This window comes from Kitasatospora sp. NBC_01287, from assembly GCF_026340565.1.
Classification (GTDB): domain Bacteria; phylum Actinomycetota; class Actinomycetes; order Streptomycetales; family Streptomycetaceae; genus Kitasatospora.
Genome location: NZ_JAPEPB010000001.1, coordinates 716,178 through 732,885, shown reverse-complemented (window position 1 = coordinate 732,885; position 16,708 = coordinate 716,178). Strand labels below are relative to the sequence as shown.

General features: G+C 75.2%; 10 protein-coding genes. 1 reads left to right on the top strand and 9 read right to left on the bottom strand.

Translation table 11 applies throughout. The annotated features are described in order from the left end of the window. Positions 1-29 precede the first annotated feature (29 nt). From OG455_RS02775 to OG455_RS02750, 6 genes are all read right to left on the bottom strand, one after another. Positions 30-2,138, bottom strand: a complete 2,109-nt coding sequence (locus OG455_RS02775; RefSeq protein WP_266289775.1) for a hypothetical protein — start codon at positions 2,136-2,138, stop codon at positions 30-32. 103 nt (positions 2,139-2,241) lie between these two features. Further along, positions 2,242-3,432 carry a VWA domain-containing protein gene (locus OG455_RS02770; protein WP_266289773.1) on the bottom strand — a complete coding sequence of 397 codons (1,191 nt, stop codon included), beginning with the start codon at positions 3,430-3,432 and terminating at the stop codon, positions 2,242-2,244. Continuing rightward, positions 3,429-5,879, bottom strand: a complete 2,451-nt coding sequence (locus tag OG455_RS02765) for a DUF5682 family protein (RefSeq protein WP_266289771.1) — start codon at positions 5,877-5,879, stop codon at positions 3,429-3,431. The genes OG455_RS02770 and OG455_RS02765 overlap by 4 nt, the downstream gene beginning before the upstream one ends. After that, positions 5,879-7,021, bottom strand: coding sequence for an AAA family ATPase (locus tag OG455_RS02760; protein ID WP_266289769.1), 1,143 nt, complete (start codon positions 7,019-7,021; stop codon positions 5,879-5,881). Before OG455_RS02760 ends, OG455_RS02765 begins: the two co-directional genes overlap by 1 nt. Before the next feature lie 95 nt (positions 7,022-7,116). Continuing rightward, on the bottom strand, positions 7,117-10,941 hold the full coding sequence (locus OG455_RS02755; RefSeq protein ID WP_266289767.1) for a DUF4132 domain-containing protein: 3,825 nt from the start codon (positions 10,939-10,941) through the stop codon (positions 7,117-7,119). A gap of 148 nt (positions 10,942-11,089) precedes the next feature. Continuing rightward, the gene (locus OG455_RS02750) at positions 11,090-11,542 is read right to left on the bottom strand and encodes a nuclear transport factor 2 family protein (RefSeq protein WP_266289765.1); all 453 of its coding nucleotides are present in this window, start codon (positions 11,540-11,542) and stop codon (positions 11,090-11,092) included. Between the two features lie 255 nt (positions 11,543-11,797). Here OG455_RS02750 and OG455_RS02745 point away from each other — a divergent pair, with 255 nt between their 5' ends. After that, the gene (locus OG455_RS02745) at positions 11,798-12,430 is read left to right on the top strand and encodes a TMEM175 family protein (RefSeq protein ID WP_266289763.1); all 633 of its coding nucleotides are present in this window, start codon (positions 11,798-11,800) and stop codon (positions 12,428-12,430) included. Between the two features lie 100 nt (positions 12,431-12,530). Here the strand turns inward: OG455_RS02745 and OG455_RS02740 are convergent, their stop codons facing one another. The 3 genes from OG455_RS02740 to OG455_RS02730 form a co-directional block, all read right to left on the bottom strand. Continuing rightward, entirely contained in the window at positions 12,531-14,735 is a 2,205-nt protein-coding gene (locus tag OG455_RS02740) for an MMPL family transporter (RefSeq protein WP_266289761.1), read from the bottom strand. A gap of 344 nt (positions 14,736-15,079) precedes the next feature. Beyond that, positions 15,080-15,757, bottom strand: a complete 678-nt coding sequence (locus OG455_RS02735) for a YoaK family protein (protein WP_266289759.1) — start codon at positions 15,755-15,757, stop codon at positions 15,080-15,082. Between the two features lie 239 nt (positions 15,758-15,996). Next, positions 15,997-16,626: an alpha-ketoglutarate-dependent dioxygenase AlkB gene (locus tag OG455_RS02730; protein ID WP_266289757.1), complete on the bottom strand. Its 630-nt coding sequence runs from the start codon at positions 16,624-16,626 to the stop codon at positions 15,997-15,999. Positions 16,627-16,708: the final 82 nt, after the last annotated feature.

The following is a 16,708-nucleotide window of genomic DNA, read 5'->3' as shown; positions in this document are numbered from 1 at the left end:
CGCGAGTCACTGACTTGTGAGAATCTGCGTCAACAGTCGGCCGGGGTATCACCCTCCTGGTGGAGTTCCGCGCTGATCAGCACGTGCAGCTGGGCCGCCGTCCAGGCGGCCGGGCCGTGTTCCTGAGCGGCCGTCAGCAGGGCGCGGAGCAGGGCCGCGGCGGTGGCCAGGCCGGTGCGGTCGAGTCGCGTGGCGGCTTCGGTCAGCCGGGCGTGCCGCGCGCGGTCGAGTTGGCGCAGGCCGCGGTGGGCGGTGTCCGCCAGGGCGGACAGCGCCTCCTGGAGTGCGGTGCTGATCGGGTCGGCGCTGATCGGGTCTGCGGGCGTCGGATCGGCGGCGAACGGGGCAGTGGGTGTCGGTTCGGCGGGTGCCGGCTCGGGGCCGGTCGAGGTGGTGGAGGCCAGGTCGAGGACGGTCACGCCGTCGGCCGTCAGCACGGCCAGCGGGTCGAGCAGCAGGCCGCCGCCCGAGCGCCGCAGCGTGCCGCTCAGCAGGCGCACCTCGCCCGCCAGTGCCGTGGCCAACGCGTCCAAGGCGCCTGGGGCGTAAGGATTGTGGGTGGCCAGCAGGGTGGCCCGCCGCCCGGCCGCGTCCCGTAGGACGGCGCGCAGCTGCTGTTCGGCCGGGTCGTAGCCGAGCTCCTCGACCCCGGCGATCTCGACCACGTGCACCGCCTCGGCCTCGACGCGCGGGCGCAGCAGGGCGGGCGGCAGCCGGTCGAGGCGGGCCACGTGGGCGGCGAAGTCGCGGACCAGCAGGGGCTCGGGCAGCTCGGTCCAGGCGGTGCCGACCGGGGTGACGCTGGTTGCCGCGATCCGTCCGCGGGCGATGGCGACCGTGCGGCTCGCGCTGCGGGTGGCGCTCTCGCTGACCACGTTGCCGGCCGCCAGCGCCCCGAGCGTGCTGCCCGCCAGCCTGCGGCCGGCCAGCTCGGGACCCAGGGCCTGCTGACCCTCCGCCGGCTCCCACTGCCGCCGTAGCACCAGGACCACCCCGGCCTCGGGGTGGGCGAGGAAGAGCTGGGCCACCCGCCGCCGCGCGCCGCCGCCGATCCGGCAGCCCAGCGCCGTCAGGCGGACCCGGCGCAGCGCCGTCTCGCCCGCCTCGCGGGTGCCGAGCAGCTGGGCCCGGGCGGTGGCGTCGCCGTGGGCCGCGGCCCGGTGCCTGGCGTGCAGTTCGGCGAGCAGCAGCGCGACCCGCTCGGGCCGGAAGCCGGCGCCCCGGGCGGCGTGGTCGGCGAGCTGCTCACCCAACTCGGTGAGCGCGCCGGCCGGCCAGTGCAGCGAGGCGGCGGCCAGCCGGTCGCGGACGCGCAGCACGGCGGCCCCCAGCACCGGCCCGGCGTGCGCGGTGCCGGTCAGCAGCAGCTCGTCGGCGAGCTCCAGCGCCGCGGCCAGCTCGGCTCCGCCGCGGGCCGGGTCCGGGGCGCCGCCGACGTCGAGTTGGACGTACGGGTCGAGCAGGCCGCGCTCGTCGGCCGCGCGGAAGGCCCAGACCGCGAGCGCGATCACCTCGCCACGCTGGTCGGCGCCGGCCTCGGTGATGGCGTAGCCGAGCTGGCCGGGCACCGGGAAGCGCACGGTGCAGGTGGGCAGTTCGACCTGGGCGGTCGGCGCGCCCGGGGTGGGACGGTGCAGTCGCGCCGGGTAGCCGCGGTTGTGGCCGCGCCGGGCGGCGGCGAGCGCGCGGGGGCCGATGGCGGTGGCCAGCGCCTCGTCGTCACAGGCGCCGGGGGACCAGGCGGTGAAGGCGGGTGGTGGCGCGGCGAGTTGTGCGGTGGGGTGGGTGGTGGCTTGCTCGGTGGGCTGCGTGGTGGGCTGTGTGGTGGCTTGCTCGGTGGGCTGCGCGGCGGATTGTGCGGTGGCGGTGCGCTGGTAGGCGAGGACCAGCCCGATCCGGTGCCGGCAGACCCCGGGTGCGCCGCAGTCGCAGTGCCCCGCCGCCAGGTCGGTGCCCGGCGGCAGCACGGTGCGGGTGCCGTCGGGGAAGCGGCCGTCCACCGCGCCGTCCGCGTCGACGCCGAGCTGTGGGCCGCCGCCCGCGTCCAGCTCCTTGGCGGCCCGCTTGACCAGACCGCGGTTGGCCAGCGCGGCGAGGGTCTCGGGGGTCAGCGCGAGCAGGTCGGCGCGGGGCGTCACAGGTGGCTCCCGGTGCTGGGGCGGCGTATGGGGGAGAAACCGGGGCGGCGGGTGGGGGCGGAGCCGCGGTCGCGGTGCTGGTCGGCCGGGGCGGGGGTGCCGGTCATCGGCCCAGCCGCTCGGCGACGAAGTCCGCCAGCTCGCCGGGCGTCATGGCGCCGACCTGGGCACCCGCGTTCGCCAGGCGCAGGCCCAGCTCGCGGTCGTAGACCGGGTTGGCCTCCTGGTCCAGTGCCGCGAGTCCCAGTACCGTGGTGCCCTGCTCGACCAACCGCCGCACCGTGCGGACCAGCCGGTAGGCGTCGCCGCCCTCGAAGAAGTCGCTGATCACGGCGACGATCGCGCGGCGCGGCTGGTCGATCAGCCCGGCGGCGAAGTCGACCGCGCGCGCGATATCGGTGCCGCCGCCGAGTTGCACCCCCATCAGCAGCTCGACCGGGTCGGTGACGTCGCCGGACAGGTCCACCACCTCGGTGTCGAAGGCGATCAGATGGGTGGTCAGGCCGGGTAGCCCCCACAGGCAGGCGGCGGTGACCGCCGAGTGGATGACCGAGTCGACCATCGACCCCGACTGGTCCACCAGCAGCACCAGCTGCCAGCGCTCCAACTGCCGGTGGGTGCGCGCGTGGAACCGCGGCTGCTCGATCAACAGGCGCCGCTCGGCGGGTTGGTAGTGCTTCAGGTTGGCTTGGACCGTGCCCTTGAAGTCGAAGTCCCTGGCCAGCGGCAGGCGGCTGGGACGCCGCGAGCGCGCGCCGGTGAACGCCCGGCGCACCCGCGGTTGCAGCCGCTCCAGCAGCTGGCGCACCACCGCCTCGACGATCCGCCGGGCCAGCACGCGGACCTCGGGGTTCATCAGGTGCTTGGTGCGCAGCACGGCGCGCAGCAGCGTCTGGTTGGGCTCCACCCGTTCCAGCACGGTCGGGTCGGTGACGATCTCGTGGATCTCGTACCGCTCGACGGCGTCGCGCTCCAGCCGCTCGATGGTCTCCTTCGGGAAGAGCCGGTGGATGTCGTCCAGCCAGTCGACGGCGGTGACCACCGACGCGCCGTCACCGCCCTCGCGGGTGTCCGGGCGGGCGCGCCGCACGCCGCGGTCGCGTTGGTTTGGATCGCGCCCGTAGAGCCAGTCGAGCGCGGCGTCACGGGCGGCGGCCGTCGCGCCGAGCGGTCCGGTGTGGCGCTCGGCGGGTGCGCCCAGGATCAGCCGCCAGCGCTCCAGACCGTCGTCGGGCAGGGGTGGCAGCGGAGGGAGCGGCGGCGTGGGTTGCTCCTGGGGTGCAGGCGTGCTCATCGCGCGCCGCGCAGGCCGTAGCGGTCGAGCAGGCGCGTCACGTCGTCCTCCAGGTGCCTGGCCCGCGCGATCAGCAGCGGGTCCGCGGTGGTCCGCAGCAGCGCCCGGCCCGAACCGCGCAGGCCGCGCCGCTCGATCAACTGCCGGGCGATCCGCTCGCGTTCGCGGGGCGGAAAGTAGCCGAACGCCTGCCGCAGGGCGGGCAGGCCGGCGAGGAACTCGCGCTCGGTGAGGGCGCGGACCAGCTCGTCCAGCACGCCGACCAGTCCGTGCGGGCCGTCCTCGGCGGTGGTCACCTCGGTGCGGGCCAGCGCGAACAGGCCGGCCAGCCAGTCGCCGAGCTGCTCCGGATCGGCCAACTCCCGCACGGCAGCGGCCCGGTCGGCAGCGGCCCGGTCGGCGGGTGCCCGGTTGGCGGGTGCCTGGTCGGCGGGTACCTGGTCGGTGGGTACCTGGTCGGCGGGACCCTCCGGCTCCAGCACGCAGGTCAGCCCGTAGGCGGCGCCGCGCAGGTCGGCGGGCGCCCGGCGGTCCCGGCTGATCCGGTGGCAGACCGCCACGGCGGCCGTGCGCGGGATGCTGAGCAACTCCTCGGCGTGCAGCAGCGCGTCACGCAGGGCGGCCAGCGCCCGCAGCCGTCCCACCGCCGCCCCGCCGGAGCCGTGCAGGCCCTCGGCCAGCCAGAGCACCCTGCTCACGGCGCCGTCGACCACGGCGGCGAGCAGCGGGCCGCGCGCGACCCCGTACACCTGGTCGTGCCGCCACAGCCCGAGCGCCGTCTCCAGTACCTCGCCGAGCGGTTCGAGCGCGGACAGCTCGCGCAGGCCGGTGTCGAGCGCGGTCAGCAGCGTGCTGGAGAGCTCGGTGGCGCCGCACAGCACCGCGTCGAAGAGCAGCGCCGCCAGCGGCCCGGCCGCGCCGTCGGCCGCGTGCAGCCGCAGCCCGAGCGCGGTCGTCGCGGCCTGCTCCAGGCTCGCGCCGTGGCAGCCCGCCTCGATCAGCGCAGCCTCCCGCCCGGGCGCCGGTTCGGGCTCCCACCGCTCGCCGGTCGCGGGGTCGGTGCCGTGCGCCGGGCCCGCCGTGCGGCGGTAGCCGGGCACGCCCAGCACGCGCAGCCGGTGCAGGGCGCGGCTGGTCGCCAGGTCGTCGGGCGCGGTCAGCCGCAGGGTCACCGCTCGCTCGCCCCTCAGGCCGAGCCGGGCCAGCAGCTCGTCCACCTCGCGCACCAGCGGCGGCAGCGGTGTGTCCGGATGCAGCTCGCCGACGCGGTCGCCGCCGGCCGCCGCCATCAGCTCCAGCACCACCGGATGGGTGCCGGGTGCCAGCGGGCCGCGTCCGCTCCAGGGCAGCGGCTCGGCCAGGTCCTCGCCGATCAGCGCGGCCGCCAGGCCGTCCAGCACGTCGAGCCGGGCCGGGTGCGGGTGGCCGCGCAGCGCGGCCAGGCCCTCGGCCATGGTGCGGGCCGCGATCAGCTCGGCGGTGGAGACCGGGTGCCGCCGGGCCCGCAGCCGCTCGGCGACGGAGTGGAACAGCCCGGTCGCGGCCGCCTGTTGGCCCTGCTCCCAGACCTGCTGGTAGTAGCCGGGCGAGGGCATGCCCGACTGGTACCCGGCGAACGCGTCCAGACGCCGGAACGAGTACGGCACCAGGAAGCTGCCGCCGACCGAGCCCGCGGGCGGGGCCGGGACCTCGGGCCAGTGGGCCGTCGGGCCGCCCTCGGCCACCAGCGCGCGCAGCGCCGGCTGGTGGAAGCCGCCGGTCACCACCAGCACCGGCCGCTCCCCGGCGGCGCCGAGCGCGGCCCGCACCCAGTGGGCCATGTACCGCTCGCGGGCCCGGTCGCCCTGGTCGGCCTCGGCGTCGCCGCGGACCAGCGCGAAGTACGCGTCCAGCCGCTCGGCCAGGGCGTCCGCGGCGGCGTCGGCCGCTGGGTCCTTCGTATCCGGCCCGGACGGCCCGGACGGCCCGGACGGCCCGGACGGCCCGGACGGCCCGGACGGCCCGAGCGGATCGGCCTCGAAGAGGCGGTCCCAGAGCGCGTCCGCCGAGTCCGCCGCGAACCGCTCGCAGAGCCGCCGGGTCGCCTCGGCGTAGCGCGCCTCCGCGTCCGCGTAGCGGTTGGACCGCTCGGCGAAGGCCGGGTGCCAGGCCGGCAGGTCGATGAAGAGCGGCTCGGCCCCGGTGGCCCGTGCGGCCGTGAGCGCGACCCACTCGGGCGAGTAGTCGCAGAACGGGGCCCAGGAGGTGGCGGCGTGGCGCTCGTCCCGGTGGTGGCTGAAGACCGCGATCGGCAGCCGGTGGCCGAGCAGCAGTTCGGCCAGCCGCTCGTTCAGGTCGGCCGGGCCCTCCACCAGCACGTAGGCGGGCCGCAGCGTCTCGATCCGGTGCGCGACCAGCCTGGCGCAGGCCGGGGAGTGGTGGCGCACCCCCAGGAAGACCGCGGGCATCAGCCGGCCAGCAGGTGCCGGGCCGCGTGCAGGGCCTGCCAGTGCGGGCCGCGGTGGCGCGGCACCTGCTGCTCCAGGTAGCGGCGCAGCCGGGCGAGGTCCTCCGGGCTGTCCTTGGCGGCGGTGCCGGCCAGGCAGGAGACCAGATCGGCCGGGCCGCCGGCCTCGCCGCGCAGGAACCAGGCGCGCACCCCCATCGCGTGCGCGACCGAGACCGCCTCGGCGGTGCTCAGCACCGCGCCGAGCCGGTCGGCACCGCCACCGCCACCGCCCGCCGCGGTGCGGCCGCCCGCTGCCGCGCCGCCGCCCGAGCGCAGCTCGCGGAAGGTGCTGACCAGCACCTCCAGCACGTCCGGGTCCGGCGGCGCCTCGACCCCCGAGCGGCGCAGCAGCGCGCTCGCCTCGGCCTCGACCAGGGCGAGTTCGGTGGCCAGGTCGGCGATCGGGAAGACCGTCTCGAAGTTGAACCGGCGCTTGAGCGCGGCGCTCATCTCGTTCACCCCGCGGTCGCGGGTGTTGGCGGTGGCGATCACGTTGAAGCCCTGGCGGGCGAAGACCATCCCGTCCGGGCCGTCCAGTTCGGGGATCGCCACCACGCGCTCGGAGAGCAGCGAGAGCAGCGAGTCCTGTACCTCCAGCGGGCAGCGGGTGATCTCCTCGAACCGCACGACCCGGCCCTCGGCCATGCCGCGCAGCATCGGCGCGGGCACCAGCGAGCGCGCCGATGGGCCCTCGGAGACCAGCAGGGCGTAGTTCCAGCCGTACTTGATCTGGTCCTCGGTGGTCGCGGCGCCGCCCTGCACGGTCAGCGTCGAGGTGCCGCTGACGGCGGCCGCGATCAGCTCCGAGAGCAGCGACTTGGCGGTGCCCGGCTCGCCGACCAGCAGCAGGCCGCGGTTGGTCGCGAGGGTGACCAGGGCCCGCTCCACCAGCGCGGTGTCGCCGACGAACTTGCGGCTCAGCCCGGCCGCCTCGTCGCCGACGATGAACCGGCGCGCGGCCCGCAGGCTCGACTCCCAGCCCGGCGGGCGGGGATCGCGGTCGGTGGCGCGCAGGGCGGCCAGCTCCTCGGCGTACCGGATCTCGGCGGGCGGGCGCTGCAGGGTGGGGTCGGGCTCCCGTTCCTGGCGGCTGGTGCTCATGGGTTCCTTCGGGAGGCTCTGAGAGGGGGCGGGCCGTGCGACCGTCCCCCCGGACGGCCGTACGGCCCGCTGGTGCGATCGGATCTGACGGTGAGTCAGCCCGTGGTGAGTTCGGCCGGCTCGGTGAGGTCGGTCAGGTCGGCCAGCACCTCGGAGGCCAGCACCGGGTCCAGCTCGCCGAGGCGCAGCGAGTACTCGTGCCGCCCCCAGTGGTCGCCCGGCCGGGTGTCCAGCCAGACGGTCTCCACCCGCTGCTCGGGGAAGGCGTCGATCGCGCCCACCGCGATGCCCTCGCTCGGCGCCAGCACCAGGTAGCGGCCGAGCCCGAGCCGGCGCGACAGCCACCGCTCGACCCCCGCGTCCTGCGGCTCGCCGCGCTCCCAGCCGCGCCGCACCAGCCCGAGCAGCTTGCCGGTCGTCACGGTGCGGCCCTCGAACCTGGTCAGCCGCGCGCTGCCCGCCTCCTCCTCGGTCAGCCGGTGCACCGCGCGCCCCAACTGCGGGAACGGCTGCAGGATCTCGTAGTCCGCGAAGACCTCCGACCAGGCTGCCAGCGCCTGGCCCAGGTGCAGCGGGTGGGCGAGGCGGACGGTGGCGTCCTCGGGCAGTGCGAAGAGCTCGTCCTCGACATCGGCGAAGGTGCGGTCCTCGGCCACCCGGAAGGCGGTCACCCGGCCGTCGGCCTCGGTCGCTCGGAGGTCTGTCCCGGTCGCTCGGCGGTCTGGCTCAGTCGCTCGGCCGTCTGTCCCGGTCTCGGGCTCGGTCCCGACCTGGGTCTCGGCGAGCCAGAGCAGGCGGCGCACCAGGTGCCAGAGCAGCGGGTGCTGGACGAAGAGCTCGCGGAACTCGGCCGCCGTCCAGGACCGGCCGGCCACCATCGCCTGCTCCAGGCGGTGCACCTGGTCGCCCGCCACGGTCCGGACGTCCTTCTTGAGCGCGGCGAAGCGCTTGCGCTCGGCGGGCGCCAGCTCGGCGTCGTCCCGGGCGGCGGGGGCGGGCAGGTCCTTGCGGCGCCTGCCGTCCTGGTCCAGCACGTAGGGGCGCAGCTGCTCGTCGAAGCCGACGGTGAAGTGGCGCGGGCCGTAGTCGATCACGGTGGTGCCGTCCGGATCCAGGCCGAAGTCCGGCACCAGGCGGTCGGCCAGCTGCTCGCCGGAGAGCCCGAGCCCGGCCGCCACCTCGGCGATCTTCTCCTGTGCCCGGACCTTGAGCGCCTTGAACTTCACCCGCTGGGCGATCCCGTGCAGGTGCAGCAGCGCCACGTCGCTGCCGATCGCGGCGAGCACCTCCAGGCCGTCGACGGCGCGCTGGTGGGCGCCCTCGCCGGGCCAGGCGCGCAGCACGGGCGTCAGCCGGCGGACCGTGTCGTCGTCGCCGAGCAGGGCCAGCGCGTGCAGGGCCCAGGAGTCCTTCGGGGGCATTCCCGCCAGCCGCCACAACTCGAACAGTGCCCAGCCGAATTCGGCCGCCGACGCGGGTGTGCAGAGCTCGGCCACCATGGCGACCCCCGGATACTCCGCGCCGGGCTTGGACAGAGCCAGCATGGTGATCAGGTGCTGGGCCGCGTCGGCCGGCAGCGCGTGGCGGTGCGCGGTGGTGGCAGTGAGGGTGGTGGCAGTGAGGGTGGTGGCGGTGAAGGTGGGAGCGGTGGCGGGAGCGTCAGCGGTGTCGCCGCGCAGCACCAGCTGGGGCAGCAGCCGGGCGTCCGCCCAGGCGCCGATGGCCGGCAGCCTGGCGGGCAGCGCGGCCGCCAGCGGGTCGTCGGTGAGCAGCGCGTCGAGCGCGCCGGCGGCCTCGGCGCCGTAAGGGGTGGCGGCCGCGCGCACGGCCTCGGCGCCGTGGACGGCGGCGATCAGGCGCAGCGCGCCCTCGGCGTTGCGCCGCTCCGGGCCCACCGCGCCGACCGCGTCGGGGACCAGCAGCTCGGCGGCCGCCGACCCGTGCCGGGTGAACCAGGAACGGGCGGTGGCGGCAGCCGACTTGAGCCGGGCCAGCCGGTCCGCCATCAGCCGGGCGACCTCGACCGAGCGGAACGGCAGCAGCAGCGGCAGGGCCGAGCCCAGACTGCCGACCACCCGCAGAGCCACTGGCAGCGCGGTGACGCCGTGGCGGGCGATCAGCGGCTTGAGCCCGTTCCCGCCCTCCCACAGGTTCGGCGGCCCCGGCCAGTCGGGGAGCAGCGGCGCGACCAGCTCGATCGGCCCGTGGGTGAACAGCCCCACCGCCTCGTAGGAGCCGAGCAGGCCTGCCCGCTGCCGGGAGAGCAGGTGCTCCCAATCGGCCTGCTGCGGGCTCCAGTCGGAGAACCAGGAGGTGGTGGCGCGCCACTCGTCCGACTCGCCGGGCAGCCAGTGCACGCTCCCGGTGTCCGACGCGGTCAGCCCGGTGACCAGCTGCGGCTTGCCGGCGCGCCGCTTGACCGTCCACGGCGGGCTGGTGAGCAGCGCGGGCAGCGCCTCGGCCGGGGCCGCCGGGAGTCGGTCGGCCTGCTCCGCGAGCGGCCTGATCACCTCGGCGAGTTCGGCGGGCAGCTCCGGCAGCACGGCCAGCGCCAGCTCCTGATGGGCCGTCACATGAGTGATGAGCAGCCGCTTGAGCAGGCTGCCCTGGTCCGTCCGGTCGTCCGCCGCCTTCGGCAGCAGGCGCAGCGCGCGCACCGGGTAGCGGTTCATCGCGGCCATCAGCTCGGCCCGGACGTGTTTCTCCGCGACCGCGCCCAGCAGCAGCTCGAACGCCTCGTCGCTGGGCACCTCGCGCAGGGTCGCGGCGACCGTCCTGACGGTGCCGGCGTCGATCCACACCTCCTCCAGGTGGGCGCCGATCAGCGGGGCCAGCGCGGTGCCGATGCCCTCGGCGACCGTCCCGATCACGTCCGTCGACCAGCCGTGCCAGCCGAGGTCGGACAGCTCGGTGAGCCCGGCGGCCTGCTCGGGCGAGCTCAGCGAGCGCACCAGCATCGAACGGAGGTGGGCGGCCTGGTGGCCGGCGGCGGGCGCGAGGTCGGCACAGCACTCGTCGACCCACGCGGTCTCGGTCGGGACCAGGTAGGCGGCGACGATCCGGCGCCGACCCCCGTCACGGGCGGTGGCCAGGGCCGCGACGGCGGCGCGGTAGGTCTCCTCGTCGGCCTCCGCGAGGAGTGCGCGGACCCGGTCGGCGGCCGGCAGTGCCACACGGTGGTGGGAGTTCGCGGCGCGCCAGGTCACGTGATGGTCGCTGGTCTGCCCACCCTGCTGGTGCCAGCGCGGCTCGACCTCGAAGCACTCGACCACGGTGCGGGCGGCGAAGGGCAGCCCGTGGGCGGCCACCCAGGCGTCGGCCAGCACGGCGTAGTCGGTCTGCGCGGTGTACGCCAGCACGGCGAGCACGGCGGTGCCCAACGGACTGGCGGAGCCCAGCTGCTGGGCCCGCGCGGCGGCGACCAGCTCCTGGTCGCTCTTCTCGGCGGTGAGCATCCGCTCGATCCAGTCCGCCTGGCTCCGCAGCAGCTTTTCGAGCTTCACCCCGGCACGCTCGGCGAGCGGGCCGGCCGGGCGGGCGATGCCGCCGCGCCGCGGGTGCAGGGCGCGCTGCCAGGCGGGCGGCAGGGTGAAGGTGGTCTCGTCGGGCCGCTCGGCGGTGACGGTGACGGTGGCGGTGACGGTGGCGGTGACGGCGGCGGCGTGCTGCTGGGGCTGGGCCGGCGCCTCGGTGGCGGTGGCGGCCTCGGCTGCGGCCTCGACCTCGCGATAGCCCTTGCGCTCCTTCTCGGCTATCAGCTTGGCCAACTGGTCGAGCGCGGACTGCGCGGAGTCGAGCTCCTTCGACTGCTCGCGCCCGGCGGTCCCGACGCGCCCGTACCGGACCGTCAGCGTGCCGCCCTCGGCTGCCGCCTCCCAGAACTTCGCCGAGCTCCCCTCGACGTACTCCCAGCGCCGCACCGCTCCACCTCGCCTGTCCTCGTCCGCCGACGCGCTCACCACTCGAACGCGTGATCAGGTAGCGAAACAGTAACCGGCGGAACTGACAGCCGTGACGCGGAGCCCGGCCGGTGGCTGTTGCCCGCCGCCCGCCGCCCGCCGACCGGGCCTACTGCGGACGCAAGGCCTCGGCGACCGCCATGGTGTCCCAGTAGAACGGGTGGATCTCGGAGATGAGCCCGTCCTTGACGGTGATCAGTTGCATGACCGACGTGTCCAGGGCCCGACCGGTGGCGCGGGCCCGCAGGCGACCCCGGTTCAGCACCACGACAGTGTCTCCCTCGACAACGAATCGCTGCTCGAAGAACTCCAGCGACTGCCACGCCTCGCTCATCGCGGCCATGAACTCCTCGATGCCACGCGCCCCCCGCCAGGTGCCCCCATAAGGCAACCCGGGTGCCTGGTGCATCAGCACCTCGGGGTCGAGACACTCGGCGAGCTCGTCGAAGCTCGCCCTGCCCATGCCTCCGGCGGCGATGTAAGCCGCCTCGGCCGCGTAGAACTTCTGTAGTACGGCCAAGGCGCCGCCCTGGGCCCGCGCCCCGGTTGGTGGCTCGGCCACCGGTCCCGCGCCTCGGCTTGAATTCGTCGTGCTCTCCGTCGTCATGTACCCATGGTGACGATCCGATGATCAGGACACCGGCGGCAAACGGACGGCGTGCTCCCGCGCTCTCCCGCCGGTCAGCACCACGCCCCCGCACGTGCGGTGACGATGCGTCGGCCGGACGACGCACCGCGCTCGCCCAGCAGAGCGACCCCCGCCGCGCCCGTCCGCGTGCCCCGCGCCCGGGCGCGGCCAGGCTGAGATCCTCACCGCGTGACCACCGAGCTGACGTTGACCCGGACCACCGACTCCGCCCGCGTGGAGGCCTTCAGCGACGGGGTGTTCGCGATCGCGATCACGCTGCTGGTGCTCGACATCGACGTGCCCGAGGCCCGCAGCGCCCAGGGGCTCTGGCACGCGCTGGGCGCCGAGTGGCCGTCCTACTGCGCGTACCTGGTCAGCTTCCTGGTGATCGGGGTGATGTGGGTCAATCATCACACCGTCTTCAGCTACATCGCCCGGGTCGACCGCACCCTGGTCTTCCTCAACCTGCTGCTCCTGCTGGTCGTCGCGGTGCTTCCGTTCCCCACCGCGCTGCTGGCGCAGAACCTGCGCCGCCCCGAGGCCGCCCACGTGGCCGCGGCCGTCTACGGGGCGACCATGGTGGCCCACGCCGTCACCTTCACCGTCTTCTGGTTCAACGCCACCCGCACCGGCCACTGCTTCGACGAGCGGGTCGACCTGGACGCGGCGCGGGCCACCCGGCTGCGGTTCAGCCTGGGGCTGGTGGTCTACCCGATCACCGTGCTGATCGCCTTCCTCTCCGCGCCGCTGGCGCTGGCCGTCCACGGGGTGCTGGCGGTCTACTACGCGTTCAACCAGACGCCGGTCCCGACCGTCGACTGAACAGCCTTGGCCTGGTGGCCCGGTGGCCTGGTGGCCCGGCGGCCCGGTGGCGTGACGGCCCGGTGGCGCGTCGGCGCGTCGGGTGCGTCGGGCGCGTCGGTCAGGCGGGTTGCGGCAGCAGCCGGGCGAGCGGTGCGGGCAGCCACCAGTTCAGGCTGCCGAGCAGTTCCATGATGGCCGGCACCAGCACCATCCGGACCACCGTGGCGTCCAGGAAGACCGCCACCGCCAGCCCGAGTCCGAACTCCTTCACCGCGATGTCGGGCGTGGCCAGCACCGAGAGGAAGACGGTCACCATGATGGCCGCGGCCGCCGTGATCACCCGGGCGGTGCGCCCCAGGCCGCGCGCGACCGCCTCGCCGGTCTCGGCCCCGGCGTCGTACTCCTCGCGGATCCGGGAGACCAGGAAGACCTCGTAGTCGGTGGAGAGGCCGAAGAGGATCGGGAAGATGAAGAGCGGCACCCAGGCGGTGATCGGCGCGGTGGTCGGGAACCCGAGCGGGCCGCTCAGCCAGCCCCACTGGACGATCACCGTCAGCACCCCGAAGGCCGCGCCCACCGAGAGCAGCGTCATCACCGCCGCCTTCACCGCGATCGCCACCGAGCGGACCAGGAACAGCAGCAGCACCAGCGACAGGCCGATCACCGTGCCGATCAGCCAGGGCAGCCGATCGGTGACCTCGGAGGCGAAGTCGGTGTCGCCGGCCGTGGGCCCGCCGACCCGGACCACCAGGCCGGTGCCCTGGACGGCGGCGGGGATCACCTGGCCGCGCAGCCGGTCGAGCAGTTCGGGCGTCGCGGCGTCCTGGTGCGCGGTGGTCGGGTAGGCGATGAAGAGCGCGGCCCGGCCGTCCTGGCTGATCTGCGGCGGCGTGACGGCGGCGACGCCCGGGGTGTGCGCGACGGCCGCGACCAGCGGCGCCACGGCGGTGGTGCCGACGGCGCTGCCCGAACCGCCGGTGCCCGAACCGCCGGTGCCCGAACCGCCGCTGCTGCTCGTACCGCCGCCGCCGGTGCCCGGCGGCAGTTCGGTGACCACGACGAACGGCGCGTCGAAGCCCGGGCCGAAGCCCTCGCCGAGGATCCGGTACGCGGCGTAGCCGGTGGTGTCGCGCGGTTCGGTGCTGTTGTCCTCGAAGCTCAGCCGCATCGAGAAGGCGGGGATCGCCAGCACGATCATCACGGTCCCTCCCGCCACCAGCCCGGTGACCGGACGGCGTTGGATCACCCGGGCCCAGCGCTCGGCCATCGGACTGCGCGAGCCGGTCCGGCCCAGGTAGGGGAGCTTGAAGCGGTCGATGCCGCGGCCGGCGTAGCCGAGCAGTGCGGGCAGCAGGGTGATCGCGGCGATCATCGTCATCAGTACGGTCGCCGAGGCCGCCACCGCCGTCGCGTTGAGCAGCTTCTGCTGGACCACGAAGAGCCCCAGCATCGCGATCACCACGGTGGCGCCCGCGAAGAGCACCGAGCGCCCGGCCCTGGCGATCGCGACCACCACCGCGTCCTCGGGCAGCAGGCCGTCCGCCAGGCCCTCGCGGTAGCGGGTGACGATGAACAGGGCGTAGTCGATCCCGACGCCGAGCCCGAGCAGGGTGGAGACGATCGGACTGAACGACGGGGCCGGGAAGAGGTAGCCGAGCAGGAAGATGAGGGCCAGTCCGCTGCCGATGCCGAAGAGCGCGGCCAGCATGGTCAGCCCCATCGCCAGCAGCGAGCCGAAGGCGATAAGGATCACCAGCATCGCCGCCAGCGCGCCGATCGCGTCCGAGGCGCCGCCGTACGGTGTCTCGGCCGTCACCACGTCCGCGCCCGCCAGGGCGAACACCACGCCGTTCCCGCCGGCCGCCTCGACCTGCGAGATCATCTGCTCGACCTCGGCGGTGGGGATCGGGTTCGAGGTGGATTGCAGGGTGGCGAAGGCGCTCTGCCCGTCGGCGGAGATCTGTCCGGGGGAGCTGTACGGCGAGTGGACCGCCGTGATGTTCGCGGCGCTGCCCAACTGGGCGGTCAGCGCGTCCACCCGGGCGCGCACCGCCGGGCTGGTGACACCGGCGGGCGCCTGGACCGCCAGGGTCAGCGAGCCTCCCTGGCGCTCCGGGAAGTGCTCCTTGATCAGCTGCTGCGCCTGGGCGGACTGCGACCTGCCGCCGGTGAAGTCGTTGTCGGCGGGGGCCGCGAAGCCGAAGCCGACCACCAGCAGCAGGATCGTGCCGCCCACCCAGAGCAGCAGCACCAGGCGGCGCCGACGGTAGCAGAACCGGCCGAGCCGTCCGAGGAAGCCCAGGTACGCGAGCGCCGAGGTCATGCCGGGTCCCACCTCCATCGCGGACCGGACGCGCGTCGCGGACGGAACGCGCGTCGCGGACGGAACGCGCGTCGTGGACGGAACGCGCGTCGTGGACGGAACGCGCGTCGTGGACCGCGGACCGCAAACCGCGCACCGCGGATCATCGCGGACCGAACGGATCGCGAGCACCGTAAGCCGCCGCCCCGGCACCGTCGCCCGTCGCCGCGCCCGTGCGGTCCGAGCCCGCGCCGAGGCCCACCCGATCGGCGCAGGGCGCGCACGGGCTGCGAGTGCGGTGTGCGCGGGCTGCGGGTGGGGTGTACCGGGTCCGCGTGGGGTGTGCGCGGAGAAGTGATGGCCCGTCAGATCCGGGACGCCGCCGTGACCGCCGCCAGCAGAGCGGCCGCCAGCCCCAGCGCGGCCCCCGCGCCGACGTGCAGGAAGAGCGCCGCGCCGCAGACGGCCCCGCCGAGCATCGCCGCGATCGACAGCGCCCGCCGCGCCGTGGCCGGCCCCGGCGCGTCGGCCACCAGGCCGGTGACGGTGAGGGTGAGCACGGTGGTGGTCAGGTCGGGCAGCGCGAGCTTGCGGGCGGTGCCGTTCTGCAGCCCCATCCCACCGCCCAGCAGGATGATCAGCGCGGCCTGCGCGCCGGCCCGCTCGTGTCCGGCGGTCAGCGCCACCACCAGGGCGCCGGCCACCAGAACGGTCTGGAGCGGCGCGACGGCCCGGAACAGCGGCTCGGGTGCGCCGAACCGCCGGGCCATGCCCCCCGCCGTCCAGGCGCCGACGACGAAGGCCGCGATCGCCAGTGCGGAGGCCCAGAGCGAGAGGTTTGCCGCGCCGGCCAGCGAGAACCCGAAGAAGACCACGTTGCCGGTCATGTTGGCGACGAAGACGTGGCGCAGGCCCAGGTAGCTGACCGCGTCGACCACGCCGGTGACGAAGGTCAGCGCGACGAGCAGCACCGGGAGGGTGCCGTACTTGCCCGGTTCGGCCGGGAAGAGGCGGTCGGCGGCGCGCAGCAGGATGGTTCGCATCGGACCACCTTAGGTGCGCCGACTCCGGGGCGAGACGAAGGGCATCGGCACCATGGTGACCCGACTGGTGGTGAGCCTGTGCCCGTCGGTGTGGCGCCGTACGTCGCCTTGCACGGATGGTCGGCTGGTGGCCTGCCGCGGAACGGTCCTGACTGACCGTCAAGCCGGTACGCCGCTGCTGAGCCGCCGAGTCGCTGAGCCACTGAGTCGCTGAGCGGCTGAGCCGTTGAGCGGGCCCCTCACCAGACCTGGTGCGGCCGGAACTGCACGCTGATCCGCGGCCCGGCGGGTCGGGCGGTCTTCGGCACGGCGTGCTCGAAGGTGCGCTGGCAGGAGCCGCCCATCACCAGCAGGTCGCCGTGCCCGAGCGCGTGCCGCACGCTGGGCCCGGTGCCGTCGGCCGGGCGCAGCAGCAGGCTGCGCGGCTCGCCGACCGAGAGGATCGCGATCACCGTGTCCTGACTGGCCGCCCGCCCGCCCCGGTCGCCGTGCCAGGCCACGCTGTCCCGCCCGTCGCGGTAGTAGCAGAGCCCCGCGGTGGCGAACGGCTCGCCGAGCTCCGCCGCGTAGTACGCGCCCAGCGCGCCGCGGGCCTCGGCCAGCACGGGGTGCGGCAGCGCCGCCCCCTGCCCGTAGTGGGCGAGCAGCCGTGGGACGTCGACCACCCGCTCGTACATCGGCCGCCGCTCGGCCCGCCACGGCACCTCCGCGGCCAGCTGCTCGAACAGCGTGTCCGCCCCGCTCAGCCAGCCGGGCAGCAGATCGACCCAGGCCCCGCGGCCGAGTTCGGTGCGGCGGACGGCCTCCAGCGGGCGCAGGCCGATCTCGTCGGCGCTGCCGAAGAGGGTGCTCTGCAGGTGGTGGTGCATGGGCCCAGGGTAGCGCGGATCGAACAAGTGTACGAATGGGTGCGGGCGCAGCGGGCGGGCGTCGGTTCGGTGACCGTGTGAT

Coding starts and splice junctions, on each gene's coding strand:
- OG455_RS02765 (WP_266289771.1), bottom strand. CDS start 5,879: ATGCCCGCGGTCTTCCTGGGGGTGCGCCACCACTCCCCGGCCTGCGCC.
- OG455_RS02735 (WP_266289759.1), bottom strand. CDS start 15,757: ATGCGAACCATCCTGCTGCGCGCCGCCGACCGCCTCTTCCCGGCCGAA.
- OG455_RS02730 (WP_266289757.1), bottom strand. CDS start 16,626: ATGCACCACCACCTGCAGAGCACCCTCTTCGGCAGCGCCGACGAGATC.
- OG455_RS02760 (WP_266289769.1), bottom strand. CDS start 7,021: ATGAGCACCAGCCGCCAGGAACGGGAGCCCGACCCCACCCTGCAGCGC.
- OG455_RS02740 (WP_266289761.1), bottom strand. CDS start 14,735: ATGACCTCGGCGCTCGCGTACCTGGGCTTCCTCGGACGGCTCGGCCGG.
- OG455_RS02770 (WP_266289773.1), bottom strand. CDS start 3,432: ATGAGCACGCCTGCACCCCAGGAGCAACCCACGCCGCCGCTCCCTCCG.